This window comes from Lactobacillus xylocopicola (assembly GCF_033096005.1).
Taxonomy (GTDB): domain Bacteria; phylum Bacillota; class Bacilli; order Lactobacillales; family Lactobacillaceae; genus Lactobacillus; species Lactobacillus xylocopicola.
Genome location: NZ_AP026803.1, coordinates 489,204 through 513,650 on the forward strand (window position 1 = coordinate 489,204; position 24,447 = coordinate 513,650).

Sequence of the window (24,447 nt, forward strand, 5' to 3'; positions counted from 1 at the left end):
AAATAGTAAAAAAGTTGTTGCAATTGGCAACAACTTTTTTGTTATCTTAAGGTAAGCTTGACCACACATTCGCAGCGCGGCGTTTGCGGTAACATGTCAACGTTTTCGATTAAACGGACATTGTAAATTTCACTGAGTAAAACAAGGTCTTGAGCCAGTGTTGAAGGGTTACAGGAGATATAAACAAAGGTGCGTGGTTTAACCTTGAACAAGGTCTTAATCAGGCTTTTAGCTAGGCCAGTCCGAGGCGGATCAACAATCAAGGCATCGATTGGTACACCATTATTGACTAATTCAGGTAAAACTTTTTCAACACTTCCCTGAATATAGTTAGCATTTTTGATGCGGTTTAGTTCAACATTATGTTGAGCATCAGCCACCGCATCTGGAATAGTTTCAATGCCGATGACCTGCTTTACTTGGTCTGCGGCAAGTATCCCGAGGGTACCAACTCCGCTATAGGCATCGATTAAGGTGTCTTCTGGACTAAGGTCTAAAAATTTAAGTGCCTCGGTATAAAGGGTAGCAGTTTGCACCGGATTCAATTGAAAAAAGGCCCGTGGCGATAGTGCAAATTTTTTACCCAAAATTTCATCAATGATTTGATTTTTACCAAGCAACTTTGCAGTCTTATTGCCCCAAACCTGCGGATTACGCCAGTCTGTTTCGTTTTGGTAAACGCTGACCACATTGGCTAGCTTCATTATTTTCTGAGCTAGATTTGGTAAATTGGTGATTTGGTGACCAACTGTGATGAGCGTGACCTGTATTTCTTTCGTGGCCTGGGCCTGGCGCACGACAATTGTCTTGAGACCATCAAGGTGACGGAAGGGGTCGGCGATTGGGACGCGGAGTTGCGCTGCTAGGTCTTTGATCGCGAGTTCTGTTGCTTGAGTGGCTTTGCTCTGGGTAGGCATCACCGGCAGGTCATATAGCTTGTGCGAATTAGGTGCAAATAAGCCTAGTATAGTTACGCCATGATCCTGTTCAATCTGATATTGCGCCTTGTTGCGGTAGTGCCACTGATCCGGAGCAGGGATGGTTTTTTTAACCTTATACTTGTTAAAACCGCGGGGATGGTACTTGCTAAGTGCAGCTAACACGTTATCGCGTTTGAATTCTAATTGTTGCGGATAGGATAAATGTGCCAGTTCTAGCCCTCCCACTGCGGGATCGACGCCCTGCGGAAAAGCTACCCGGTGCGGACTTTTCGCTTTGATGCGAATTAATTCACCCTGCAGGTAGTGGGGGAATTCGGCGGTGATTTTGGCGACAACAACTTCCTCCGGCAATGCGCCGGGAATAAAGATGATTTTTTTGCGGTAGTAACCAATGCCTTCGCCATTGATGCCAATCCGTTTAATCGTAATAATAACGTCTTTCTCTTGGAGATTTTGCGAGTTGAATTTTTCTTTCATAATTTTTCTTTCTACAAATAAATGGTTAACTGATAACAGTTTATTGTACTACCTAGGAAAAGTTTTTAGCAAGAATGAAGTAAATTTGCTAGCATATAAGTAAGTAGATAGAAAGGTGGAACAAGATGCCAATTATTACGAAAGTTAGCAGTCAAAAGCGGCCAGGTCGCTATAACATCTTTTTGGACGACCAGTATGCTTTTTCGGCCAGTGAGCAAACCGTAGCAGAGTTCGTGCTCTTAAAGGGACAATCAGTCAGTACCGCCAAGGTTGCCGAGATCAAGCAATTTGATGCGGATGCCCGGGCAACTAATCTAGCTTCAAAATTTCTTAGTTATGAGCCGCGAACCATTTTTGAAGTTTTGCAATATTTGGGCAAGCATGAGATTGATGATCAAGCGGCCCAAAATGCAGTTGTCCAGCTCAGTGAAATGGGCTTCTTGGATGACCGTAAGTATGTTGAGCTAGCACTTAAGCAGGATCTGCGGATCGGCACGGATGGACCACTAGGAGTCAGTCGCAAGTTGACTTTGAAGGGCGTTGATCCAGAGCTTGTTCAGGCAGAATTAGCTGCAATCGGGGATGAAGAGTGGCTAGAGCCCGGTCTGCGGGTGCTCAAGTCGATGAAGAGTAAGGTGGGAAGGATTGCTCAGCGTGAGCTTGAACGAAAAATGCGCACCAAGTTGATGAGTCATGGCTTTTCTGGACCGTTGGCTAGCATGGTGATTGCCGAAGTGGACTTGCAGGCAGGCGATGCTGACCAGCTCGAAGCCTTAAAAAAGCAAGGGGTAAAAGCTTATAAACGTTTTCGTCGTTTGCCCGAAGGTGAGCGCAAGAGCAAGATGCGCAATTACCTTTATACACATGGCTTTAGCAGTGGAGAAATTGATTCATTCTTGGCTGGTGAAGTTATTCCACTAGCTGAATTAGCAGATTATTAGGAGAATTTTATGAAGAAGTTACTAGAAAAGGCCAACTTTATCGGCCGGCCCTTTGCCGATCAGTTAATGGACGAGCAAAAGACCTTTACCAGGTGTAATTTAGAGCTAGAACAAGATCCAGTCTTCCAGCAATTCTTAGCTGACCACCACCTAGAAACAAAGCGAAGTAGTATGGTGGTTTTTGGCTTGGAGAACTTTATGTATTGGTATGGCGTCTTGGTGTCTGATGAGGTCAAATGTCCGCAGGGCTTGATGCGGTTTGCGTTGCCACCAGCTGAGGTTGCGCTGGTTGAAAGCGATGCAGCAGGGCTTGCTAGTCTGAATCAGCCGCTCAACCAAGTTTTGCCAGCATTTTTAGCAAAAATTAGCAGTAATGGTATTCAAGTATATGAGAATCCCGGTGATAGCCAAACGCCTTATATTGTCCAGGACCTAAATTTGGCTACAAAAAAACTGGCCCAGATGTTATATCTTGATGCCAGCGAGGTAAATTAGTGTTGTTTAGGGTCAATTGATAGGTTGTCATATTCAACATAGGCACCCAGACAGGTCGACAAGAGCATAATCAAAAAGACCACGCCAACAGATTGACCAACAATCTGGTCCAAAGTGAGGAAGGCCCGAACTACGAAGGTGGCTGCAAAGCAGAGCATAAAGTCCAACAAGAAGTTAGCAACTTGAATCATGAGCCGTCGTCTAATGCTGAAAAAGCGCAGCAATTGTTTGAGCACGCCATCATCGACTTCTACTGCAAGCAAGTCAACCGGCCGCTGAATAGTTGCCTTGATGGCGAACATGATTAACGCTCCAACTGCTGCCCCAACTGTTGTGCGGAAGAGATCAGCAGAGTGTAAAACCAGGGCATCGTAGCCAATACCAATGATTGTCAGGCTACAGATATAGGGAATTAGCAATAAAAATGTAAAAACCAGCAGGACGTGACTTTTTTTCATGACTGAACCTCTTTTCTTACCTGCTATTCTAACATAACGGTTAAGTACATGATATAATGTTAGATACTTAAGTTGTTTTTTAAGGAAAGAGAGCAAAAATTATGCCTAGCGACCCTGCTAAGGGGAGTTTATTAGAACGTTTCAAAAATAAACTTTCCCCTGCAAGCGATGAAGAAACCAAAGAGCAGTTAACTGAAGAAATTAAGGACTTGCATGATCACCAACAGATTAACGACAGCGAATACTCGATGTTAAATGCAGTTTTGGATTTCCAGGGACGGATGGTTCGAGAGGTGATGGTGCCCCGAATTGATGCCTTCATGGTTGATTGTGGTGATAGCTTACAAAGCAATCTGGAAGAGATTTTGCGCGAACCATACTCACGGATCCCGGTTTACCAACATGATAAAGATAAGATTGTTGGTGTCATCCATATTCGAACTGTACTGCGCAAGGCCTGGGAGAAAGGCTTTAAGCATTTGGACTACGATGATGTGATGAATCCGCCCTTGTTTGCTCCTGAAACCACAGAACTTAGCGAGCTTTTGGTGGAAATGCAGCAGACGCAGCAGCAACTAGCCGTTTTAACGGATGAGTATGGTGGTGTCGTTGGGCTGGCTACAATTGAGGATTTAATCGAAGAAATTGTGGGCAATATTGATGATGAAGTTGACCGTGCTGAAGTACTGGTTAAAAAGCTCGCACCAGATAAGTTTGTAATTTATGGTAAAATGACGCTTGATGACTTTAACGAGCAGTTTGGGACCAATCTCGAAATGGAGAATGTTGATACAATTGCAGGATATGTGATTACTAAATTAGGCATTATTCCGGCCAAGGGTGAAAAATTATCGGTTAAATTGGCCAATGGGATGGTTTTGACTACGCGAAGAATGATTAGATCAAGACTGCTGACGGTTTTATTGACAATCCCTCAATCAGCAGATAAGGAAGAAGAGCAAGGTAGTTAATGAGTGACGGACTTTTAGACAAGGTTAACAAACGCAGAACATTTGCAATCATTTCCCACCCCGATGCAGGGAAAACAACGATTACAGAGCAAATGCTGCTTTTTGGTGGTGTAATTCGCAGTGCTGGTACGGTTAAAGCCCGTAAAACCGGCCACTACGCCACTAGTGATTGGATGGAAATTGAAAAGCAACGTGGCATTTCTGTTACCAGTTCGGTAATGCAGTTTGAATATCAGGGCAAGAGAATCAATATTCTCGATACGCCGGGGCACGAAGATTTTTCGGAAGATACCTATCGAACACTGATGGCAGTTGATGCGGCAGTGATGGTAATTGATGCGGCCAAGGGTATTGAGCCGCAGACTAAGAAACTTTTTAAGGTGGTCAAGCAACGCGGTATTCCAATTTTTACTTTTATGAATAAACTCGATCGCGACGGGCGGCCTCCGCTCGATTTGATTGCTGAATTAGAAGACTTGTTGGGCATTGAGGGGGTAGCGATGAACTGGCCGATTGGATCGGGTCAGACGCTCAAAGGCCTCTATGACCTCGCTAATAACCAGGTCGAGTTATACCACCAGGAGGGGGAAGACCGGTTTTTACCACTGGATCAAGCGGGCTTGTTACCAGCCACTGAACCTTTTAGTCAAAATCCTGAATTCCAGGACACCTTGAGTGAAATAGAGCTGATCAAGGAAGCTGGTAATAGCTTTGATCAAGGCAAAATCGCCAAGGGAGACCAAACTCCGGTCTTCTTTGGATCGGCCCTGACTAATTTTGGGGTTGAAACTTTTTTGAAGAGTTTCGTCCAATTAGCACCTGCTCCAGCTAGCCATACGATTAATGAAGGTGAAGAGCTTAGTGCAGAAGATGCAGAGTTTTCCGGTTTTGTCTTTAAAATCCAAGCAAACATGAATCCCCACCACCGCGACCGGATTGCCTTTATTAGGGTTGGTAGTGGCGAGTTTAAACGGGGGCTTGACGTTACTTTGGCAAGAACCGCTAAGCCGATTCGCTTGAACAATGCGACTGAGTTTATGTCCAGCGAGCGTGTTCAGGTAACTGATGCCGTTGCCGGAGACATTGTCGGACTATATGACACGGGTAACTTTCAAATCGGCGATAGTATTTACGCGGGTAAGCGCAAGATTGTTTATCCGCCGCTGCCAGAATTCACGCCAGAATTGTTTGTGCGGGTAACGGCTAAGAATGTGATGAAGCAAAAGTCTTTCCACAAGGGGATGAACCAGTTGGTTCAAGAGGGTGCAATCCAGCTCTACCGTAACTACCAGACCGATGAGTATATTCTGGGCGCTGTTGGCCAATTACAGTTTGAAGTATTCAAGTTCAGGATGAAGAACGAATACAATTCAGATGTTGAGATGACCAGCATCGGCCATCGGGTAGCTCGGTGGATTGATCCCGACCAGCTTGATCCGGCGATGTCAAACAGCCGCAACCTGCTAGTTAAGGACCGCTATGACCAACCGCTCTTTCTCTTTGAAAACCAATTTGCAGAGCGCTTCTTCCAGGACAAGTATCCGGAAGTGAAATTGACTGAAAAATTATAAGTAAACAAAAAGACTGGCTTCATGCCAGTCTTTTTGTTTACTTATCAATGTGAATTTCAATGACGTGTTGGCTTTTATCAGCAATTAACTCATATGCTGGATTCTTTTCTTTAATCAACCGTTCAATAACAAAGTTAGTCTCCTCCTTGCGAATGCGGCGATCATGATTCTTCAGTACAATGCCAATCGCTTCGTCACTTTCAGTATAAATGACGGAGGTATTACCCAAGGAGTACACCTTGACGTAGTTGACATTGGTTGTATTTAACTGGCTGTGAACTAATTCCCTATAACTATTGGTTACATCGATCAAATGCATGGATTTCACCCGTTTCTTTTAGTAGTTCTTTCATAGTTTAGTATACCGCTAATGGGGACATTTTTCTTTAATAAATCATTCTTAACGTAAATTTGTTCTACTTAGCGTGGTTCTTCACTTTCAACGGGCGAGGCAACCGCTGCGGGTTCACTGATAACGATTTGGTCATCTTTGACGCTGGCTAAAAGATTCTTAGCGGCTAGGTGGTCAAGCTTGAAATCGGCTACCTTGTCTTCGATTTCTTCTTGAATAGTACGCCGCAGTGGGCGTGCACCCATTGCTGGGTTGTAGCCCTCTTCGACCAGCTTCTGCTTAGCATCGCTTGTTACGGTGATTTGCAGGCCCTGGGTTTTGACCATGTTGTTAACCTCTTCAAGCATTAGGTCAACGATTTGAACCAGGTCATCCTTAGTTAGTTCGTTGAATTCAATTACTTCATCCAGGCGGTTTAAAAACTCTGGCTTAAAGAATTGACTCATTGAACTTCTAGCCGAATCTGCTTTCTTATTGCTGCTTTCGGACGCAAAGCCGACGCTGGCCTGTTTGATATCTTGCCCGGCATTAGAAGTCATAATAATGATTGTATCCTTGAAGGAAACCGTCCGTCCTTGGGAGTCGGTTAGTCGACCATCATCCAAAATCTGTAAGAAGAGGTTCATGACAGATGGGTCGGCTTTTTCAATTTCATCTAGCAAAATTAGGCTGTAAGGGTTGCGGCGAACGCGTTCGGTTAATTGTCCAGCTTCCTCGTAGCCCACGTATCCTGGTGCAGAGCCAATTAACTTGGAGACTGAGTAAGATTCCATGTACTCAGACATGTCGAAGCGAATTAAGGCATTCTCTGAGCCAAACATTTGCTGGGCTAGTTGTTTGGCTAGTTCAGTCTTACCGACTCCGGTTGGTCCAACAAAGAGGAAGGAACCAATCGGTCTACCTGACTTGTTGAAGCCGATCCGGTTACGCCGGATGGCCCGTGCGACCTTGTCCACTGCCTTACTCTGACCAATCACATGGGCTTTCAGATTAGGTGCAAGGTTTTGCAATTGGTTTTCTTCTTGCTTTTGCAAGTCACCAACCGGAATACCCGTTTTTTCTTCAACAATCTTGTTCATAATTTTGTCAGTGATGATCGGCGATTTATCAGGATCAACCTTTTGGTCCTTCATCTCACTATACTTTTCAATTTGGTCCCGGTAATAGGCCGCTTTTTCGTAATCCTCATTTTTGAGTGATTCTTGCTTTAACTGTTGCGCTGCCTCAATTCGCTCTTTCATCTTTTCTTTGTCGACGTAAGGAATGGTTAGGTTCATCCGCGAGCCTGCTTCGTCGAGCAGGTCAATTGCCTTATCCGGTAAAAACCGGTCCTGGATGTAGCGCTCAGATAATTCAGCTGCCGCCTTAATGGCGTCATCGGTGTAGTGAACATGATGGTAGCCTTCGTAGCGCTTTTGGATACCCTTTAAAATTTTCATGGTTTCTGCAATTGAGGGCTCTTTCACATCAACTGGCTGGAACCGTCGTGCTAGAGCTGAATCTTTTTCGATTTCACGATATTCCTTCAGGGTGGTCGCACCAACTAGTTGCAAATCACCGCGAGCTAGCGCTGGTTTAATGATATTACCGGCGTCCATTCCGCCTTCAGCGTTGCCCGCGCCTACAATCTCATGGATTTCATCAATAAATAAAATGATATCATCATGACTTTGCAATTCTTTGATTAACTGCTGCATCCGTTGTTCAAATTGCCCGCGAATTCCGGTACCTTGGACTAACGAGACTACATTAAGTGAAATAATCCGCTTGTCTTGTAATTTGGCTGGCACTGAGCCATCAACAATTTGTTGGGCGAGTCCTTCAACGACTGCTGTTTTACCAACACCGGCTTCACCAATTAGGACCGGATTGTTCTTGGTTCGACGATTTAAAATTTCGATTACACGAGCGATTTCCTTGTCTCGGCCAATAACTGGGTCAATCTTGCCTTTTTTGGCCATAGCAGTTAGGTCTGTTCCAAACTGATCAAGCAGTGAGCGCCCGCCCCCAGCGTTATTACCATTATTACCACTGCCGTTGCTCATTTGTGGTCCATTGGGATTGTTGCTAGTATTTCCGTTATTAAAACTATTAAAGAGGTCGTTAAAGTCACCAAAGAACCCGTTGTTGTCGTTGTTCATATTGATATTTCCTTGTTGTTTCAATTCTTGATAACATTGTCCACATAAGCTGATTTCACGGCTCTGGCCATTCACCTTAGCAAAAAGATGGATGGATGCAGGCCGCTTTTGACAATTTTGACAAAGCAATTAAATTACCGCCTTTCACTTCAAGTTATGTTTATTAAATTATATAATTAGCACTCTCAATAATCAAGTGCTAAAGCTTGGAACTTATTTTTTGTAAGCATCATCTAGTAGCACTGGTGTGATAGAATACAGCTGAGCAAAGTAACCAAAATTTGCTAAAGCCGGTAGAAGTTAGTTTTAGTAAGAAAGAAATGGTGGTATATTTGGATTACCGAATAATTCTGGAGCAGCTTGCGACTGGTGAACTTGATCATTATGAAGTCAAACCAGAAGAGGCCTTTGCCTTCCAGGCTGCTTTAAGAACATTTGGCAAACGGCAGAATATAACCGGTAGGGCCTTACGGGGTGGAAAAATACTGTATTCGCAGTCAAAGACTGAACTTTGATGATGTAAACTGTTACATTTTTGTTGTTTAATTCACAAAAAAATGATAATCTAATACTCGAATAGGTAGATACTACCGGTTTGATTTTTTCAATTTAAAGGAGATATATAATGGAAAAACGCGATTTTCATGTCATTGCAGAAACAGGTATTCATGCTCGTCCAGCAACCCTTTTGGTCCAGGCTGCTTCTAAGTTCGGTTCAGACATCAACTTGGAATACAATGGCAAGTCAGTCAACCTGAAATCAATCATGGGTGTGATGTCACTTGGCGTTGGTAAGAATGCTGATGTTACAATCAGTGCCGACGGTGATGATGAGAAGGATGCAATTGAGACAATTTCCGAAACCATGAAAAAAGAGGGATTGGCTGAATAATGACCAAGACATTAAAAGGAATTGCTGCCAGTGATGGTATTGCTGTAGCTCCAGCATATCTCTTGGTAGAACCCGATCTTTCGTTTTCAAAAACTAATGTCAGTGATGTTGAAAGTGAAGTAGCCCGCTACAAGGATGCAATTTCAGTGTCAACGGCCGAAGTTGAAAAAATCCGCGATGATGCCAAGCAGAGTCTAGGCGAGGAAGAAGCTCAAGTTTTTGAAGCGCACCTGATGATTTTGAATGACCCTGAATTTACGGGTGCCATTGAAAATGAAATTAAGGAACAAAAGATTAACAGTGAAGCTGCGCTTGACGAAACTGCTCAAAAGTTCATTAGCATTTTTGAAGGTATGACCGATAATGCTTACATGCAACAACGTGCAGCGGACGTTCGTGATGTTTCGAAGCGGATTATGGCGCACTTGCTCGGCAAAGAATTGCCTAATCCAGCGGCCATCGACCATGAAGTAGTAGTTGTGGCCCATGACTTGACTCCAAGTGACACCGCCCAATTGAACAAGCAATTTGTTAAAGGCTTCGTGACTGATATTGGTGGCCGGACAGCGCACTCTGCCATTATGGCTCGCTCACTTGAATTGCCAGCCGTTGTAGGGACTGACTCAATTACTAAGGATGTTCAAAATGGTGACACTTTGGTGGTTGATGGTTTAAGTGGGGATGCAGTTATTGATCCAAGTAAGGAGCAGATTTCTGATTACCAGCAGAAGAGCGACATATTCTTAAAGCAGAAGGCTGAATGGCAGAAGCTAAAGTATGAACCGTCAGTGACTGCAGATGGCAAGAAGTTTACGATTGCTGCCAATATCGGTACGCCTAACGATATGGCAGGCGTGAACGAGAACGGTGCAGAAGCAGTCGGCTTGTACCGGACAGAGTTCTTGTACATGGATTCTAAGGACTTTCCCACTGAAGATGCGCAATATGATGCTTATAAAAAAGTTATCGAAGGCATGCATGGCAAGCAAGTCATCATCAGAACCATGGACATCGGTGGCGACAAGCACTTGGATTACTGGGATTTGCCAGATGAAATGAACCCATTTTTAGGCGTTCGGGCCATCAGGTTATCTTTACAGAACGAAGAGATTTTTCGGACACAGCTGCGCGCACTGCTGAGAGCGTCTGCTTATGGTAGTCTAGGAATTATGTTCCCAATGATTGGTACACTGAATGAATTGCGCAAAGCTAAGTCAATCTTAAATGAAGAAAAAGACCAGCTGACTAGTCAAGGCGTAAGTGTTGGCAGTGACCTGCAAGTAGGAATGATGATTGAAGTTCCAGCTGCTGCAGTCTTGGCTGATCAATTTGCCAAGGAAGTTGACTTTTTCTCCATTGGTACTAATGACCTGATCCAATACTCAATGGCTGCTGATCGTGGTAATGACAACGTTTCTTACCTGTACCAACCGGCTAATCCAGCTGTCTTGCGGTTAATCAAGAACACAATTGACGCAGCTCATGACAATGGTATTTGGTGTGGCATGTGCGGCGAAGCTGCCGGTGATAGCACGATGTTCCCAATTCTATTAGCAATGGGATTAGATGAGTACTCAATGAGTGCAACTTCAATCTTACGGATTAGAAGTTTAATGAAAAAACTTGATACTAATGAAATTAAGGAATTGGCTAACCAGGCTTGTTTTGAATCTAAAACAGCTGAAGAGAACGAAAAGTTAGTTAGTGACTTAATGGCTAAAGTAGATAAATGATAAAAAGCACGTTAACGAAAGTTGATGTGCTTTTTTAAATAAGTGCAAAGAAATGAATTATTTGCAAAAATCACTTACAAAAAAGAAGCATTGTGTTACAATGTTCACAGTAAGAAAAAAATGTTCAAAGGAGCGTGAAATATATGGTAAATTTATATATATCTCCAAGTTGTACCTCATGTCGGAAAGCCAAGGCGTGGTTAAAGAAGCATGATATTGCTTTTAAAGAAAGAAATATTTTTTCAGAACCACTGACAAAGGATGAACTAATTCAAATACTGCGGATGACTGAAAACGGCACTGAGGAAATTATTTCTACGCGTTCCAGAGCATTTCAACAGTTAAAAGTTAACCTTGATAATTTATCAATCGATCAACTGCTTAATTTGGTCGAAAAGAACCCTAGTTTGTTGAGACGACCAATTATCATGGATGACCGACGCCTACAAGTTGGCTATAATGAAGATGAAATTAGACGTTTTCTGCCAAGAAAGGTTCGGCGGCTTGAGCTTGAAGAAATGCAAAAGATTGCTGACTTATAATTAATAAAGATTTACAAAAAAGTGTTAGTTTAGACTAACGCTTTTATTTTACAGGTGAAATGGGCTACAATAGATAAGAGAAACTGATGGAGGTGAGATTTCATGCAGGTAGATCATATTAACGAAAACACTATTCGCGTTCGTATAGATAAGAATGAGCTAGCTAGACGTGGCTTAAAAGTGTTAGATTTGCTGGGCGATAAAAACAAAATACAGCATTTCTTCTATTCGATTTTGGATGAAATTGATACGGATCATACTTTTAGCCAAGAAGCGCCGGTTACTTTTCAGGTGATGCCAAATAGTGGTGGCCTTGATTTGCTGATTACTAAGGTATCTGCTAAAGATCGTGATAGCTTGGCACAATTACTTGATGGGGAAGATAGCAGTGCAGGCGGTCAGGATTCACGGAGGACGTCATTTATGGATCTAGCAGATGAGGATGAAGCAGACGAGCAGGCTGAGGATGCTCCGTCTGAGGACAAAGCTGACGATCAACCGCACAAGAAGCAGGGCACCAGTAAAAAAGCACCAAGGAAGCAGGCATACTGCTTCGCTGACCTGGGTACAGTTACGGAACTAGCAGAAAGCTTGCAAGCTCGCGATCTTTCCTCCAGTCTTTACTTTGAAAATGGGCAATTTTTCCTTGATTTGGTTTTTAATGATGAGAATTATACAGAACTCAAGCCAGTTGATGCTTGGGCAATTGCTAATGAATATGGATTGAAAATCAGACAAAGTGAACTGGCTCGGATTAAGCTGACGGGTAAGTGCCTGATTGAACACAGTGCGCTGGATCAGTTGCGGCATTATTTTGGTAAAATTAAGCATTAAGGAAAAAGGCAAGGTAAAACTTGCCTTTTTTGCGTACTTAATCGAGGGTGATTTTTTGTATGCAGCATTGCTAAATAATGAACTAGTAACAGCGGTCACAATGGCTAGCAAAAGTCGGGATGAAAGCAGGTTGGCCGCAGCGCAGCACTATTTTTGTCCGCACTGTCAAAAAGAAGTACGGTTAGTGGTCGGGTCTAAGACGGCCTATTTCAAGCATTTAGCTCGTCTTACTAACCAGCAGAATGAACGGGAAGAGCATGCCTTAAGCAAGAAATTACTCCAATTAGCGTTAACGGAGGCACATTTTGCGGCTGCGATTGAAGTTACACTGGCAGCTGGACAACTGCGCTCAGATATTCGGGCTAGTTCAAATCTGGCCTTTGAGATCCAGTGTGCTCCGTTAAGCCAGGCGGAATTCCAGCACCGGCATAACTTGTATAAAAAAAGTGGTGTGTTAGATATTTGGTTGGTGGGCCAGCAGCATTACCTTCGCCATCAACTCAAAAAAACACAGCTGATTTATTTTCGAACAAATCAGCTGTGGCAAGATTATTATTTAGAAATTGCCCCATTTCAAAGGTGTATCCGCTTAAAGTACAATGTCATGCTTGAGCCTTTGACTAACCGCCTGCACTACCAGCTGGCCACCTTTAGCTTAAGCGGTCAGGGGTTGACTAAGTTGTGGCAGTTTAAGCCGAAATTAAAAGGCTATTCGGTAAACCCACTTGCCCAAAAACAGTATTTAACTAGACAAATAACCCAGAAAAGCCTTAAAGGACTGGAAATTGCCTCCAAGTTGTATCAAATGCAGCTGACCGTCGATGATTTACCGCAGTGGGTCTTTAGGAGATTGCGCCGCGTGACCGCCACTGATAATGCCGCTAGTTATTTCAGATTAAGCGCAGATGACTGATCGTTGAATAGCTATCTTCTTGGTCTTCTGCTGTCGGTTCAATACAGCCGGTGTTTTTAAGCAAGGTAATTAACTTGTCGTGGGCGACGGCACCTTCAAGCAAGATACCGTTATAGTTACCGCTTTCGTTAAAAATAATCGTGGTTGGGATATTGCGGACATTGAACTTACGAGCCAAGTTTTTGTCTTGCTGAATTGAATCATCAACGTAACCTTTGATTTTGGAATCAATAATCTTGTCGTAATCCAAATCAAGGTTAAGCGCGACTTGGCGGGCGAGGTTTCTAGTGTAATGATTAAAGTCGCGACTAACTGCTTGTTGAAAGCTAAGCAGGTATGACCTGGCTTTTTTGTTGCCATAGATAAACTTAATCGCATGATAGTCGCGCAGAGCTTGAAATGACGCCATTGTATACTGCGACAGATCTTTCATCCGCTGGCGCTCTTTTTTTCGTCTAATAATATCTTCCTTGATTACGCTAACATTGGTAATCGGGACAAAATGCAAGGTTGAATTGATATCTAGGTCGTCAATCGCTGTTTTAATTGAGACTTCTGTATCATAGCAGTAAATACCGATTGGATTAACAAAGATAAAAATCTCAAACATGACTAGATTCCTCCATAGTTGACGGGACAAGTTGTTTTATCAAACGACTGTTTAACAAAATAAAAATGTATACTCGTACAATCATATTTTAGCACGATGCCTGAAAGCGCGTGCAATTTTTGCTTGGTTAATCTTGGTGTCAGCGGCAGAAAAGTCATAAGTTTTTTGCAGTTGCTGGAAAACAAGTTTAATTAGGTCCGGATCAGTATTTTCAATTTCTAATTCAAAGTCGGTATAACCATCGGGGTATTGTGTTTCATCCAGGGTAAGTTCACAATTTTGGGGACCATTAACCAAAGTACGGTGTGTTTTGCTAAAGGTCTGCAAGGGTAGATTAGTTTGATCAAAATGCTGGCGTAAGTAATCTCCAACCGTTCTAGAGAACGAAAGTGAACCGGTATGTTGAGCTCTTTCAACCAGGCTAGTAGCCTCTTGAACGGATAACTCGTCCGTGACTTCAACCGCTTCATGAAAATCCTCCTGGGTGGGGTTAGTGCTTGGAACTTTTAAAGTCTGTTCACCCCGGTCGCTGAACAGGCGAATCCGGCAGCTGATCCGCTTGGTCTTAAGCAGGCCATTAGCGGTGTCAAAGTAATAATTTGCTTGGTTAAACATACTTTTACGAGCAAAAGCAGTGCAGAGTTTATGATATGTCTTTTCAGGCAAAAGCACCTTGGCCTCAATTTCGTTGCTTTGGGTCATAATTCACTCCAATTTCTGTCAGACTTAATTACTATATGGTTGAGACAACATTACTATTTTGTGCTACTTGGGTCATAATAGTCAAAAATTAAGTTTGTGCAAAGAATTCACTTAAAGCCCATTTGAAATTCAAAACCTAGCTAGCAGCGGTTGTTAAGCAGCTTAAAGGGGCTGGTGCGCACTTGACAAAATTAATCAGTTTATCATAATCTAGGGTAGTCAATTGAGGTCGCGGCCAAGAATAAAGTGGCGTTAATTATTCTCAGATTGAGGCTGCGTGCGCTTAGGGATACTGGCATAGATATATGAATCAAGTCTGGGGCTAAATGAAATTGCTATCATAGGTTTTATGTTAGAATGGGAATGCTGTTTGAGAAAGGAATTATTTCTATGAAAATTGATTGGGATAATCTTTTATGGCCCTATGCTGAAGCTGTTCGTGAATTGAAAATCAAGTTTCGTTCATTGCGGCAGAGCTTCTTAACTAAGGGTGAACATTCACCGATAGAATTCGTGGTTGGCCGGGTAAAATCGGTTGATTCGATTAAAGAAAAAATGCAGCGGCGGGTTATTAACCAGGACGTGATTGAAACCGACATGCAGGATATTGCGGGCATCAGAATTGTTTGCCAATTCGTCGATGATATTTATAAAGTGGTTGATTTGATCCATGATCGTGAGGACATGGAGGTAGTGGAAGAGCGCGATTACGTGCAAAACGCTAAGCCTTCAGGGTACCGGTCATATCACATGGTAATTTCTTATACGGTTTACCTACCCGAAGGTCCCAAAAAGTTGCTAGCTGAAATTCAGATTCGGACCCTGGCGATGAATTTTTGGGCGACCGTTGAACATACCTTGAACTACAAGTATCAGGGTTCCTATCCTGACGATATTTCAAAGCGGTTAAAGTCGACGGCGGAAACAGCATATAAGCTGGATGAAGAAATGTCTTTAATTAAGGATGAGGTTCAGGAAGCCCAAAAGGTTTTCACTAAGAATAAGGGTAAGGAAAAATAATGAGAATCGCAATTGCCCACAACAATAATGGAGAAACGCTAAAAGTGGTCTCTCACCTCAAAAGCCGCTTGCAAGCAAAAGACGCGGTCGTCTTTGATGACAAGTACCCAGACATTGTGATTACGGTTGGTGGTGACGGTACCCTGATCAATGCCTTTCATCGCTATGAGCGGCAAGTTAATTCAGTTCGCTTTATTGGTATCCACACCGGTCACTTGGGCTTTTACACCGATTGGCAGGGTAATGAAGTGGACAAGATGGTTGATGCCCTGTTTTTACGCCAGCCAGAGACGGCGGCCTATCCACTTCTTGAGGTAGAATTGATTACTGAAGCTGGTGGTAAGCGGCACTTCTTGGCCTTGAATGAATCGGCAGTCAAGCGAGTGACGCATACCTTAGAAGCTAACGTTTATATTGATGATCAATTATTTGAAAACTTCCGCGGTGATGGTTTGTGTGTCTCTACGCCAACGGGGTCAACGGCCTACAATAAGTCAATTGGGGGAGCAGTGATTCATCCCCGCTTAAAGGCCTTGCAGATGGCTGAAATCGCCTCAATCAATAACCGCGTGTTTAGAACCCTGTCCGCGCCGATTGTGATTGCTCCAGACCAACAGATTACGCTGGTACCTAATGCGGACCACTTTGTGATGACGGTAGACGGTAACCGCATTGACGTGCGTAATGCACGGAAAATCAATTATCGTATTTCAGACCAGGCAATTTTATTTGACCGGTTTGGTCATACGCGCTTCTGGTCGAGAGTGCAAAATGCCTTTATTGGAGGCAAAGATGACGCTTTATAAGTTAGTCGTTCAGGATAAAAAGCCCAGAAAATTAGGGGCTTTTTTGGTAAAAAATGGTTTTTCCAAACAGGCAATTAATGATGCTAAGAACCACCAGGGCCTGCTTCTAGTCAACCATAAACGCCGCTACACTAGTTTTCAACTACAGCGGGGGGATGAGGTTATCTTTGTACCAGGAAAAGAGAAGACTAACCCCTGGTTGCGTCCGATCTCGGCCCAAGTGGAAATCATTGCGGAAAATACCAACTACCTAGTGGTTAACAAGCCGGCGGGTCTACTGTCAATCCCTTCCCGTTATGATGACGATGCCTTGGTCAATCGCGTACTTAGCTACTTTGCTCAAAATAAGGTGCCCGATGCCAAACCCCATGTAGTGACGCGCTTAGATCGGAATACTTCGGGACTCGTCTTAATTGGTAAAAATGCGATTGCCCATGCGCGATTTAGCAAGCTGAGTAAAGCAGATTTCGTGAAAAAATACTACGCGATCGTGCATGGTAACTTTGCAGCCGGGAAAACTAACGGGATAGTCGATGCACCGATTGGACGAGTTGGAACGGCAGTGTTGCGCGGGGTTCAAAGCGACGGTAAACAGGCAGTTACAGCTTACCGCGTGCTAGACCAGTTGCCCGGGGTTAGTTTGGTTGAATTGCGGCTTTATACCGGCCGAACGCACCAGATTCGGGTACACCTGCAGTACTTGAACCATCCGCTGTTTGGTGATCCATTGTATGGCATCACGGATGAGTTTAACCGGCAAGCATTGCACTGTTTTTACCTAGCCTTTCCTGATCCATTCACGGGCCAGCCGGTGGAACTGGAGATTCCAGCTGCCAGTGATATGCAGCAGTTATGGCAAAATTTACAAAGAAAAAAGGGCTGTCAATAAGACAGCCCTTGCTCTTAGTCTATTCTGCAAAAAGCACTCGGGTTCCTTCTGGAACAGAGACGTCTTTTTGTAATGGCGTTAGGCAACCATCTTCACTATTACGTAGATAGAGCGTGGCATTATTTGAATTTTGATTGGCGACCACGACATATTTTTCGTCCTGGTCCCAGTTAAAATCACGTGGGAATTGGCCAAAGCTTGCAATCCGTTGCCGCAATTCCAAGGTGTGATCCTGCTTAACTCCAAAAACAGTCAGTGAGTCATGGCCGCGATTTGAGACGTAAATGAAGTCACCCGCGTGGCTGATTTTGATGGCAGCGGCACCATTGTGCCCGGTAAAGTCAGCTGGAATGGTGGAATAAGTTGCAATATTAGTAAAACTCCAGTCTTGCTCGTTAAATTTGACTACGTTAATCTTACTTGCCAGTTCGCCGACAACATAGAAATAGGCCCCATCAGGACTGAAAACAAGGTGCCGACTACCAAATCCAGGTTCATTTTGGTAGCTAGCTCGGTGCTCTAGATGGTTGTTTTGTAGTTGATAAAAATCGACGCGATCATTACCCAAGTCGCAGCTAACGAGGTTGCCAGCAGGTGTTTGGTCAAAGTAATGGGGGTGGGGACCGTCACTTTGTTCAGGACGAGGCCCCAGGGTGTCGGCAGTATGGGTAACCGTGTCAAGCAAGGTCAAGGATCCGCTGCTGGTATAGGCAAAGACCGCTAAAACTGCCGTGTGGTAGTTAGCTGTATAAAGCAGCTTTTGAGTGCGGTTAAGACTAATATATGCTGGTGATGAACCAGCTGTTAGGTAGGAATCTTTTGCTTGGTATTTGCCCTGGCTTAACTCGTATGAGGCAATGCCGCCCTGGTCACCTGCATTCTTAATAGTAAAGAGCAAGTTGCCATCCTGGACAAAATAGGTTGGCCCGCCCAGCTTGATGACCGCTTTAGCTGGTCCCAGTTGCAAGCCTGGTTTATCTTGGGTCGGGATCACGGGCAATTCATAAATGCCTGTACTCGTGTTTTTGGTGTAGCCGCCAATCAATAATTTCATTATTAGCCTCCATGTTTATGTAAAGTTCTATTCTAACAGTATAGCATGATGCAAAACTGACTAAGTTAAAAAAAGAAAAACTACGCTTAAATTAGTTAAGCAGCTGGGGATATGCTAAAATTAGTCCTTAAGGAGCAGCAGATGAAGTGGATAGCAACGATTATTAAAGTTGGACAAAAAGCCTGGGTGAGTGATCAGGAAATGGTTTTGTTATTTGGTAAAGCCGTTCCGCAAGACTTAGTCAACGTTTCAGTGATTCAAGAGTTTACCAATGACTCGCTTTTGAGTTCCTTTGTTTTGCAAAAGGGTGATACAGTTACAGTTGCTGGTCAAACCTACAAGGCCACGTTCGTGGGTGAAATGGTTAGGCGCAATATGAAATATCTGGGCCACCTGACTTTGATTTTTACTGTAAAAATGCCCTCTAAACCGTTAGCGGATGCTGTTTACCTGGATTGTGTGGGCGGTCAACCACGGCCTGCATTTAACCTTGGCGATGTTATTAGCTATGAACATATTTAATTTAGGATGATTTAATGGATTACGAAAAAAAAACCAAAAAGCCGTCTGTTTTCCAAAAATGGTTTTTGAATAACCGCTTTAGTATTGCGTTATTGAATATCTTTTTGTTCTTGCTCGTAATTTGGTTATTCAATCAAGTTTCTTTTGTCTTGAATCCCGCTTGGCTCTTTGTCAGTGCCATTTTACCGCCCCTGCTGCTCGCGCTTATTCAATTTTATATTATGAATCCCTTGGTTGATTGGCTTGAGCGCAAGTTCAAGGTGCCACGGGTAGTAACTATTGTTGGGCTGTTTTTGCTGGTAGCGGTCTTACTGGTGTGGATTATTAATACCTTGCTGCCAATTGTCCAGGGCCAGATTAACGCCCTGATTGAACACTGGCCATATATCTGGAAGGACGCCACGGTTGCTATCCAAAAAACATTGAGTGACCCGCACTTGCATAGTGTCAAGAATAATATCAACGATGCAATTAGCCGGGCCCAGAGTATGCTGTTCAAGTCGGGGCAGGACACAATCAATGCCACGCTGAATAATATTTCCTCAGCGATCAGTATTGTGACCATTATCTTTATGACGCTATTGACCGCTCCGTTTATCCTGTTTTTCATGCTGAAAGATGCGCACCAGCTGCGCCCGTATTTGACTCAATTTGCTCCTCAGCGGTGGCAAAATGGTTTCAGCGAATTGCTATATGATATTAATACTGCCTTAGCTTCATATATTCGCGGGCAGATTACCGTGGCCTTCTGGGTGGGGGTGATGTTTTCAATCGGTTATAGTGTCGTTGGGTTACAGTATGGTATCGCCTTGGCGGTTGTAAGTGGCTTTTTGAACTTAATTCCGTATTTTGGGACCTTCATTGCCTTTATTCCCGCAATTGCGATTGCAATTATGACCTCGGTACCGATGGTTATTAAGGTAATAGTTGTGTTTGCCCTCGAACAGACGATTGAATCGCGCCTTATTAGCCCGCTAGTAATGGGTAACAAGATGGAAATGCACCCCGTTACCACTATTTTAGTGTTGATTGGTGCCAGTGCAGTTGGAGGCCTCTGGGGTGTCATTTTTGGGATTCCGACCTATGCGATCCTTAAAATCATTACGCTGCGGGTATACAATTATTATCGTAAAGTTTCACAGGTGTTTGATGAGGATGAAAGTACTGCTTTGCCTTCAAAGAACACGGGTAAAAGTCAAGAAGTGACGAAGAATTAATGAAAGTGTGGTCACTGGACCGCACTTTTTAAATTAAGGAGTAAAAAATTGACAAATCACGTTGTCTTATATGAACCACTAATGCCGGCCAACACTGGTAATATTGCCCGGACGTGCGCGGGTACGAATACGGTACTCGACTTAATAGAGCCGCTGGGCTTTCAAATTGATAATAAGAAAATGAAACGAGCAGGATTAGATTATTGGGACCGAGTTGAGGTCCGTCGGCATGATGACCTGGCCGATTTTTTAGGAAAGCTAGGACCACAGGATGAGCTTTATTTAATTTCGAAATTTTCATCCCGAAATTATGCCGAAGTCGATTATTCTGCTACTGAAAAGAATTACTACTTCGTTTTTGGTAAGGAAACAACTGGTTTACCTGAAACGTTTATGCGAGAATATGAAGAGCGCAATTTACGAATTCCGATGTCGGACAATATTCGTTGTTACAACTTAGCTAATTCGGTTGCCATTGTCTTACTGGAAGCCCTGCGGCAACAGCATTTTGCTGGGTTGGAGACCACGCACCACTATGAAAATGACAAATTAAAAGATAACTATCAGCGGTCAAGCCGGTATGAGCGCAATTTAGGAGGAGAATAAGATGGACTTTAATAAAGAGACCCCTGTCCTAGTTAAGAACTTTCACTATGATATTAACGAGGAGCCTGAAACTAAGGATCAAGTTAACTTTGGACTGAAACAAGTGGAGCGACAAAACCAGGACGGGACGACTGATGCTGGTGATAATGGTAACTATTTTGAAGTGGCGGTAGTTTTTGATGTTGCGCCGGAACCGGGACATTTTTCTGTTAGCGGAATGATTAGCCAAATTGTCCAAATTAAAGAATACTTTGGTGACGGCAGTGATTTGGCTAAGACCGACTATAAACTGCTTAGCCGACCGCTGATTGAATATATTGAAACCCTCACCTATGAAGTTACTCAAATTACTTTGGATGAGCCGGTTAATTTAAACTTTCAAGCAAACTTTTAATTTTTAATTAGGGGAAGATATGCCTAAGAAAAAAATAAAAACGACTAAAGCAAGGAAAAAACGGCAGAACTCGGGCCTGACATGGTCCATTATCGGACTTGTACAACTGGTGGTTGCCAGTTTGTCCTTGGTTAAATCCGGTAGCCTAGGTAAGCAGATTGCTAATGTCTTTCGCCTCTTTTTTGGCGATGCTTATTTGCTAGGGGCGGGTTTGTGCGCTCTTTTTGGCCTGGTTTTATTAATTTATAATAAGCCACTACATTTTAAGTTTAAGCGTGGAAGTGGCTTGTTCTTAGCTATTTTAGGCGTATTACTAATCCAAAGCAGCCTATACTTTGAGCATGAATTGGTCAATAACAACTTTATGAATGCCTTTTGGCATGAAATGACAGCTGAATTTGGTCGTGCCGCCATTACTGAATCCGTGGGCGGCGGCCTGATCGGTGCAATCGGCTACCAGCTCTGTTACTCGTTATTTGGCCATATTGGATTGCGGGTAATCGCAGTGTTGTTGATTCCAATTGGTGGCTTGATGTTTTTTGACGTAAAATTCGCAAATCTTATGCATCAAGTCCAAGCTTTTGGTCAACTTTTTGTCAAAAAGAACCAAGAGGCGGGGACTAAGCTTAAGGACAAGTACAGTACAGTTCGTGAACAAAAGACCCAGCAGCGGGAGGCAAATGTGCGTGACGTGGCGGATTCACCTGCCACTGAAACGCCGGTCTTTCCTAACGTTGACGATTTTGCCACAAAAGAACAGCAGACCCAGCCAGCTGAAGAAAACGATTTTGACCAAGCTTGGAGTGCAGAAAATGAGCCTGCAGCTTTCAGCGATGAACCACAAATTCAGTTTGCCAGTCAGCCCGCTCCAACTGACGAAGACCGTTCACCCCAGGCAAATGACTTTCTGCCTAAGTCCCACTCATTTGCCGATGAGGATAAGGCACTTCAGCAGGAATTGGCTGGAATCGATCATGGCGAGTTAAAGCAAACTACAGCAGTAAATCCGCAGTATCAGAAGCCACCATTATCCTTGCTTGACCCTGCACAAAATACTGACCAGAGCATGGACAAAGCTTTGGTTAGAAAAAACACCCAAACGCTGCAGACCACTTTTAAGAGCTTTGGGGTTAATGTCATCATTAAAAAAGCAATTCTCGGTCCGACTATTACCCGCTACGAAATTCAACCGGCAGTTGGGGTCAAGGTTAGTCGGATTGTGAACCTAGCCGATGACCTAGCTCTAGCTCTAGCAGCTAAGGATATTAGGATTGAGGCCCCGATTCCAGGCAAACCTTTCATTGGAATAGAAGTTCCTAATCAGACGACCTCCGTAGTGGCCTTTAAAGATGTGATGCAGAATCAGGATCTTGAGGCCCAGGAGGATCCAATGGAAGTACCTTTGGGCAAAGATGTTAGCGGCCAAATCGTTTCAGTTAACCTGGCTAAAATGCCCCACCTGCTGATAGCGGGTTCAACTGGGTCCGGTAAGTCTGTGGCCATTAACACGATTTTAACCAGTATTCTAATGAAATCAACTCCTGACCAGATAAAGATGATTTTGATTGACCCTAAGATGGTTGAGCTGTCAGTTTATAAGGGCGTCCCCCACTTACTGATTCCAGTTGTAACAGATGCCAAATTGGCGGCTAACGCTTTGAGCAAGGCCGTCAAGGAAATGGAACGACGTTACAAATTGTTTGCCGCAAGCGGTGCCCGCAATATGGCAGAATTCAATGAAAAAGTTCGGTTTAATAACCAGGACAAGTCTAAACCGGCGATGTCTGTGCTACCCTACATAGTGGTTGTAGTCGATGAACTGAGTGATCTAATGATGGTTGGGGGTCGCGATGTTGAAGGCGCAATTGTCCGCTTAGGACAAATGGCCCGGGCCGCTGGTATTCATATGATTTTGGCGACCCAGCGCCCAAGTGTTGATGTGATTACGGGGTTAATCAAGGCTAACGTGCCGTCAAGAATATCTTTTGCTGTTTCCAGCGGGGTTGATTCACGGACGATTTTAGATCAAACGGGAGCCGAAAAACTGATCGGCCGGGGCGACATGCTGTATATGCCAGTTGGAGCCGCCAAGCCTGAACGAATTCAGGGGGCTTATATTGCTTCCCATGAAGTAGAAAAAGTTATTACCTGGGTTAAAGACCAGCAAAAGCCTGAATATGACCAAGAAATGATTCCGCAAAAGGGTGAGGCAGCAGCTGAAAGTGCAACTGAAGAACCTCAGGATGAGTTTTATGATCAGGCAGTTGATTTGGTCAGAAGACAGCAGGGCGCCAGCGTTTCGATGTTGCAGCGCCGGTTTCGAATTGGTTATAATCGAGCGGCACGAATTGTTGATGAAATGGAAGAAAGAGGAGTAGTGGGCCCACCAGAAGGGTCAAAGCCCCGACAAGTATTCCTTCCTCCTGTAAAAGACGAAAAAAATAACTAAATTTTTTTAAAAAAGTTTATCATGTGATAGTTTTGCGCTATTTTACGAGAAATTAATGGTAAAATTATAACGAATCAAAATATTGGGATTTGGTGTAGAAATAAGGCCACAATTGTTATATAATTATTTTGCTGTTTATAAGCGATTAATTAATAAATAGCCTAAAAGGATAAAATAAAAATGCAGCGAGCAATCATATTTGGTGCTAGCGGTGGGATAGGTCGTGCAATCAGTGAAGTTTTAGCAGGGGCTGGTTGGTCTCTTTATATTCATTGTAGTACTAACTGGTCTGCGGCCAGTGACCTGAGTGCAGGGCTAAGCCATCGATTTCCGCAACAGGATTTTATTCCGGTTAAGTTTAGTTTTTTGGCTGAAGATAGTGCTGTAGTGGCATTTGTTAATCATCTTTTGCCAGTTAACGCGCTTGTTTTTGCCCAAGGAATAACCGATTATCAGCTGGTCAATGGCCAGGAACTGACCAAGGTTGACCAGCTGATGCAAGTTAATCTAATAACGCCGATTAAGCTGACTAACTTGCTTGAGCCGGTACTAACCAAAAATGAATTTAGTCGGATTGTTTACTTAGGGTCGGTTTATGGTGGTGATGGTAGTGCCATGGAGGCGGTGTATAGCTCCTCTAAAGCGGGGCTTGAACGGTTCGCACAGAGTTATGCGCGTGAAGTGGCTTCAGCCAATCTCACCGTAAATGTGCTCGCGCCTGGTGCAGTTGACACCGCGATGAATGCCCAGTTTGATTCTGAAGCCATAGCAGCACTAAAGGCTGAGTTACCGATTGGCCGTTTAGCCACAACCAGCGACATCGCTTTTTGGGTTAAGACACTGCTTGACCGTCAATCTGGTTATTTAACTGGCCAGACAATCTATGTGAGCGGTGGTTGGCTTAAATGATAGTAAAA

At 43.6% G+C, this 24,447-nt stretch carries 26 protein-coding genes; 19 read left to right on the forward strand and 7 right to left on the reverse strand.

What is annotated here, in order from left to right; translation table 11 throughout:
- Positions 1 to 41: 41 nt before the first annotated feature.
- Complete coding sequence (gene rlmD, locus R8389_RS02545; protein ID WP_317637915.1) at positions 42 to 1,418, reverse strand: 23S rRNA (uracil(1939)-C(5))-methyltransferase RlmD; 1,377 nt, start codon at positions 1,416 to 1,418, stop codon at positions 42 to 44.
- Between the two features lie 125 nt (positions 1,419 to 1,543).
- On the opposite strand from rlmD, the gene recX reads away from it, so the two are divergent.
- Positions 1,544 to 2,359 carry a recombination regulator RecX gene (recX, locus tag R8389_RS02550; protein ID WP_317637916.1) on the forward strand — a complete coding sequence of 272 codons (816 nt, stop codon included), beginning with the start codon at positions 1,544 to 1,546 and terminating at the stop codon, positions 2,357 to 2,359.
- A gap of 9 nt (positions 2,360 to 2,368) precedes the next feature.
- Positions 2,369 to 2,854 (forward strand): hypothetical protein, encoded by a 486-nt coding sequence (locus R8389_RS02555; RefSeq protein WP_317637917.1) that lies wholly within the window; start codon positions 2,369 to 2,371, stop codon positions 2,852 to 2,854.
- On the opposite strand, the gene R8389_RS02560 is transcribed toward R8389_RS02555, so the two are convergent.
- Complete coding sequence (locus tag R8389_RS02560; RefSeq protein WP_317637918.1) at positions 2,851 to 3,312, reverse strand: hypothetical protein; 462 nt, start codon at positions 3,310 to 3,312, stop codon at positions 2,851 to 2,853. The genes R8389_RS02555 and R8389_RS02560 overlap by 4 nt on opposite strands.
- Before the next feature lie 101 nt (positions 3,313 to 3,413).
- Between R8389_RS02560 and R8389_RS02565 the strand changes: the two genes are divergently transcribed.
- Together R8389_RS02565 and R8389_RS02570 are read left to right on the forward strand one after the other, a co-directional pair.
- On the forward strand, positions 3,414 to 4,283 hold the full coding sequence (locus tag R8389_RS02565; protein WP_317637919.1) for a hemolysin family protein: 870 nt from the start codon (positions 3,414 to 3,416) through the stop codon (positions 4,281 to 4,283).
- Positions 4,283 to 5,854, forward strand: a complete 1,572-nt coding sequence (locus tag R8389_RS02570) for a peptide chain release factor 3 (protein ID WP_317637920.1) — start codon at positions 4,283 to 4,285, stop codon at positions 5,852 to 5,854. The genes R8389_RS02565 and R8389_RS02570 overlap by 1 nt, the downstream gene beginning before the upstream one ends.
- 37 nt (positions 5,855 to 5,891) lie before the next feature.
- On the opposite strand, the gene R8389_RS02575 is transcribed toward R8389_RS02570, so the two are convergent.
- Together R8389_RS02575 and R8389_RS02580 are read right to left on the reverse strand one after the other, a co-directional pair.
- Positions 5,892 to 6,173 (reverse strand): DUF1827 family protein, encoded by a 282-nt coding sequence (locus R8389_RS02575; protein ID WP_317637921.1) that lies wholly within the window; start codon positions 6,171 to 6,173, stop codon positions 5,892 to 5,894.
- Between the two features lie 101 nt (positions 6,174 to 6,274).
- On the reverse strand, positions 6,275 to 8,476 hold the full coding sequence (locus R8389_RS02580) for an ATP-dependent Clp protease ATP-binding subunit (RefSeq protein WP_317637922.1): 2,202 nt from the start codon (positions 8,474 to 8,476) through the stop codon (positions 6,275 to 6,277).
- Between the two features lie 194 nt (positions 8,477 to 8,670).
- Between R8389_RS02580 and R8389_RS02585 the strand changes: the two genes are divergently transcribed.
- From R8389_RS02585 to R8389_RS02610, 6 genes are all read left to right on the forward strand, one after another.
- Positions 8,671 to 8,862 carry a hypothetical protein gene (locus R8389_RS02585; protein ID WP_425604666.1) on the forward strand — a complete coding sequence of 64 codons (192 nt, stop codon included), beginning with the start codon at positions 8,671 to 8,673 and terminating at the stop codon, positions 8,860 to 8,862.
- A gap of 110 nt (positions 8,863 to 8,972) precedes the next feature.
- Positions 8,973 to 9,239, forward strand: a complete 267-nt coding sequence (locus R8389_RS02590) for a phosphocarrier protein HPr (RefSeq protein ID WP_317637924.1) — start codon at positions 8,973 to 8,975, stop codon at positions 9,237 to 9,239.
- Positions 9,239 to 10,972, forward strand: coding sequence for a phosphoenolpyruvate--protein phosphotransferase (gene ptsP / locus R8389_RS02595; protein WP_317637925.1), 1,734 nt, complete (start codon positions 9,239 to 9,241; stop codon positions 10,970 to 10,972). Before R8389_RS02590 ends, ptsP begins: the two co-directional genes overlap by 1 nt.
- A gap of 143 nt (positions 10,973 to 11,115) precedes the next feature.
- Positions 11,116 to 11,514, forward strand: a complete 399-nt coding sequence (gene spxA, locus R8389_RS02600; protein ID WP_317637926.1) for a transcriptional regulator SpxA — start codon at positions 11,116 to 11,118, stop codon at positions 11,512 to 11,514.
- 102 nt (positions 11,515 to 11,616) lie between these two features.
- Positions 11,617 to 12,348 carry an adaptor protein MecA gene (locus tag R8389_RS02605; protein WP_317637927.1) on the forward strand — a complete coding sequence of 244 codons (732 nt, stop codon included), beginning with the start codon at positions 11,617 to 11,619 and terminating at the stop codon, positions 12,346 to 12,348.
- Positions 12,329 to 13,261 carry a competence protein CoiA gene (locus R8389_RS02610; RefSeq protein WP_317637928.1) on the forward strand — a complete coding sequence of 311 codons (933 nt, stop codon included), beginning with the start codon at positions 12,329 to 12,331 and terminating at the stop codon, positions 13,259 to 13,261. The genes R8389_RS02605 and R8389_RS02610 overlap by 20 nt, the downstream gene beginning before the upstream one ends.
- Here R8389_RS02610 and R8389_RS02615 read toward each other — a convergent pair.
- Together R8389_RS02615 and R8389_RS02620 are read right to left on the reverse strand one after the other, a co-directional pair.
- A complete protein-coding gene (locus tag R8389_RS02615; protein WP_317637929.1) occupies positions 13,239 to 13,871 on the reverse strand; it encodes a DsbA family protein in 633 nt (210 codons plus the stop codon). The genes R8389_RS02610 and R8389_RS02615 overlap by 23 nt on opposite strands.
- Before the next feature lie 81 nt (positions 13,872 to 13,952).
- Positions 13,953 to 14,573, reverse strand: coding sequence for a CYTH domain-containing protein (locus R8389_RS02620; protein WP_317637930.1), 621 nt, complete (start codon positions 14,571 to 14,573; stop codon positions 13,953 to 13,955).
- Positions 14,574 to 14,963: 390 nt separating this feature from the next.
- On the opposite strand from R8389_RS02620, the gene yjbM reads away from it, so the two are divergent.
- Genes yjbM through R8389_RS02635 form a run of 3 tightly spaced genes read left to right on the forward strand, consistent with a single transcriptional unit; the run spans position 14,964 to position 17,288 of the window.
- The gene (gene yjbM, locus R8389_RS02625; protein WP_317637931.1) at positions 14,964 to 15,593 is read left to right on the forward strand and encodes a GTP diphosphokinase; all 630 of its coding nucleotides are present in this window, start codon (positions 14,964 to 14,966) and stop codon (positions 15,591 to 15,593) included.
- Entirely contained in the window at positions 15,593 to 16,399 is an 807-nt protein-coding gene (locus R8389_RS02630) for an NAD kinase (RefSeq protein ID WP_317637932.1), read from the forward strand. The genes yjbM and R8389_RS02630 overlap by 1 nt, the downstream gene beginning before the upstream one ends.
- On the forward strand, positions 16,386 to 17,288 hold the full coding sequence (locus R8389_RS02635; RefSeq protein WP_317637933.1) for an RluA family pseudouridine synthase: 903 nt from the start codon (positions 16,386 to 16,388) through the stop codon (positions 17,286 to 17,288). Before R8389_RS02630 ends, R8389_RS02635 begins: the two co-directional genes overlap by 14 nt.
- A 19-nt stretch (positions 17,289 to 17,307) precedes the next feature.
- Here the strand turns inward: R8389_RS02635 and R8389_RS02640 are convergent, their stop codons facing one another.
- Positions 17,308 to 18,342: a lactonase family protein gene (locus tag R8389_RS02640; protein ID WP_317637934.1), complete on the reverse strand. Its 1,035-nt coding sequence runs from the start codon at positions 18,340 to 18,342 to the stop codon at positions 17,308 to 17,310.
- 141 nt (positions 18,343 to 18,483) lie between these two features.
- On the opposite strand from R8389_RS02640, the gene R8389_RS02645 reads away from it, so the two are divergent.
- From R8389_RS02645 to R8389_RS02670, 6 genes are all read left to right on the forward strand, one after another.
- Positions 18,484 to 18,864 carry a PTS glucitol/sorbitol transporter subunit IIA gene (locus R8389_RS02645; RefSeq protein WP_317637935.1) on the forward strand — a complete coding sequence of 127 codons (381 nt, stop codon included), beginning with the start codon at positions 18,484 to 18,486 and terminating at the stop codon, positions 18,862 to 18,864.
- Between the two features lie 14 nt (positions 18,865 to 18,878).
- A complete protein-coding gene (locus tag R8389_RS02650; protein ID WP_317637936.1) occupies positions 18,879 to 20,081 on the forward strand; it encodes an AI-2E family transporter in 1,203 nt (400 codons plus the stop codon).
- A gap of 48 nt (positions 20,082 to 20,129) precedes the next feature.
- Complete coding sequence (locus R8389_RS02655) at positions 20,130 to 20,687, forward strand: tRNA (cytidine(34)-2'-O)-methyltransferase (RefSeq protein ID WP_317637937.1); 558 nt, start codon at positions 20,130 to 20,132, stop codon at positions 20,685 to 20,687.
- A 1-nt stretch (position 20,688) separates the two neighbouring features.
- Positions 20,689 to 21,081 carry a DUF1149 family protein gene (locus R8389_RS02660; protein WP_317637938.1) on the forward strand — a complete coding sequence of 131 codons (393 nt, stop codon included), beginning with the start codon at positions 20,689 to 20,691 and terminating at the stop codon, positions 21,079 to 21,081.
- A gap of 19 nt (positions 21,082 to 21,100) precedes the next feature.
- A complete protein-coding gene (locus R8389_RS02665) occupies positions 21,101 to 23,530 on the forward strand; it encodes an FtsK/SpoIIIE family DNA translocase (RefSeq protein WP_317637939.1) in 2,430 nt (809 codons plus the stop codon).
- A gap of 180 nt (positions 23,531 to 23,710) precedes the next feature.
- Positions 23,711 to 24,439, forward strand: coding sequence for an SDR family NAD(P)-dependent oxidoreductase (locus R8389_RS02670; protein WP_317637940.1), 729 nt, complete (start codon positions 23,711 to 23,713; stop codon positions 24,437 to 24,439).
- Positions 24,440 to 24,447: the final 8 nt, after the last annotated feature.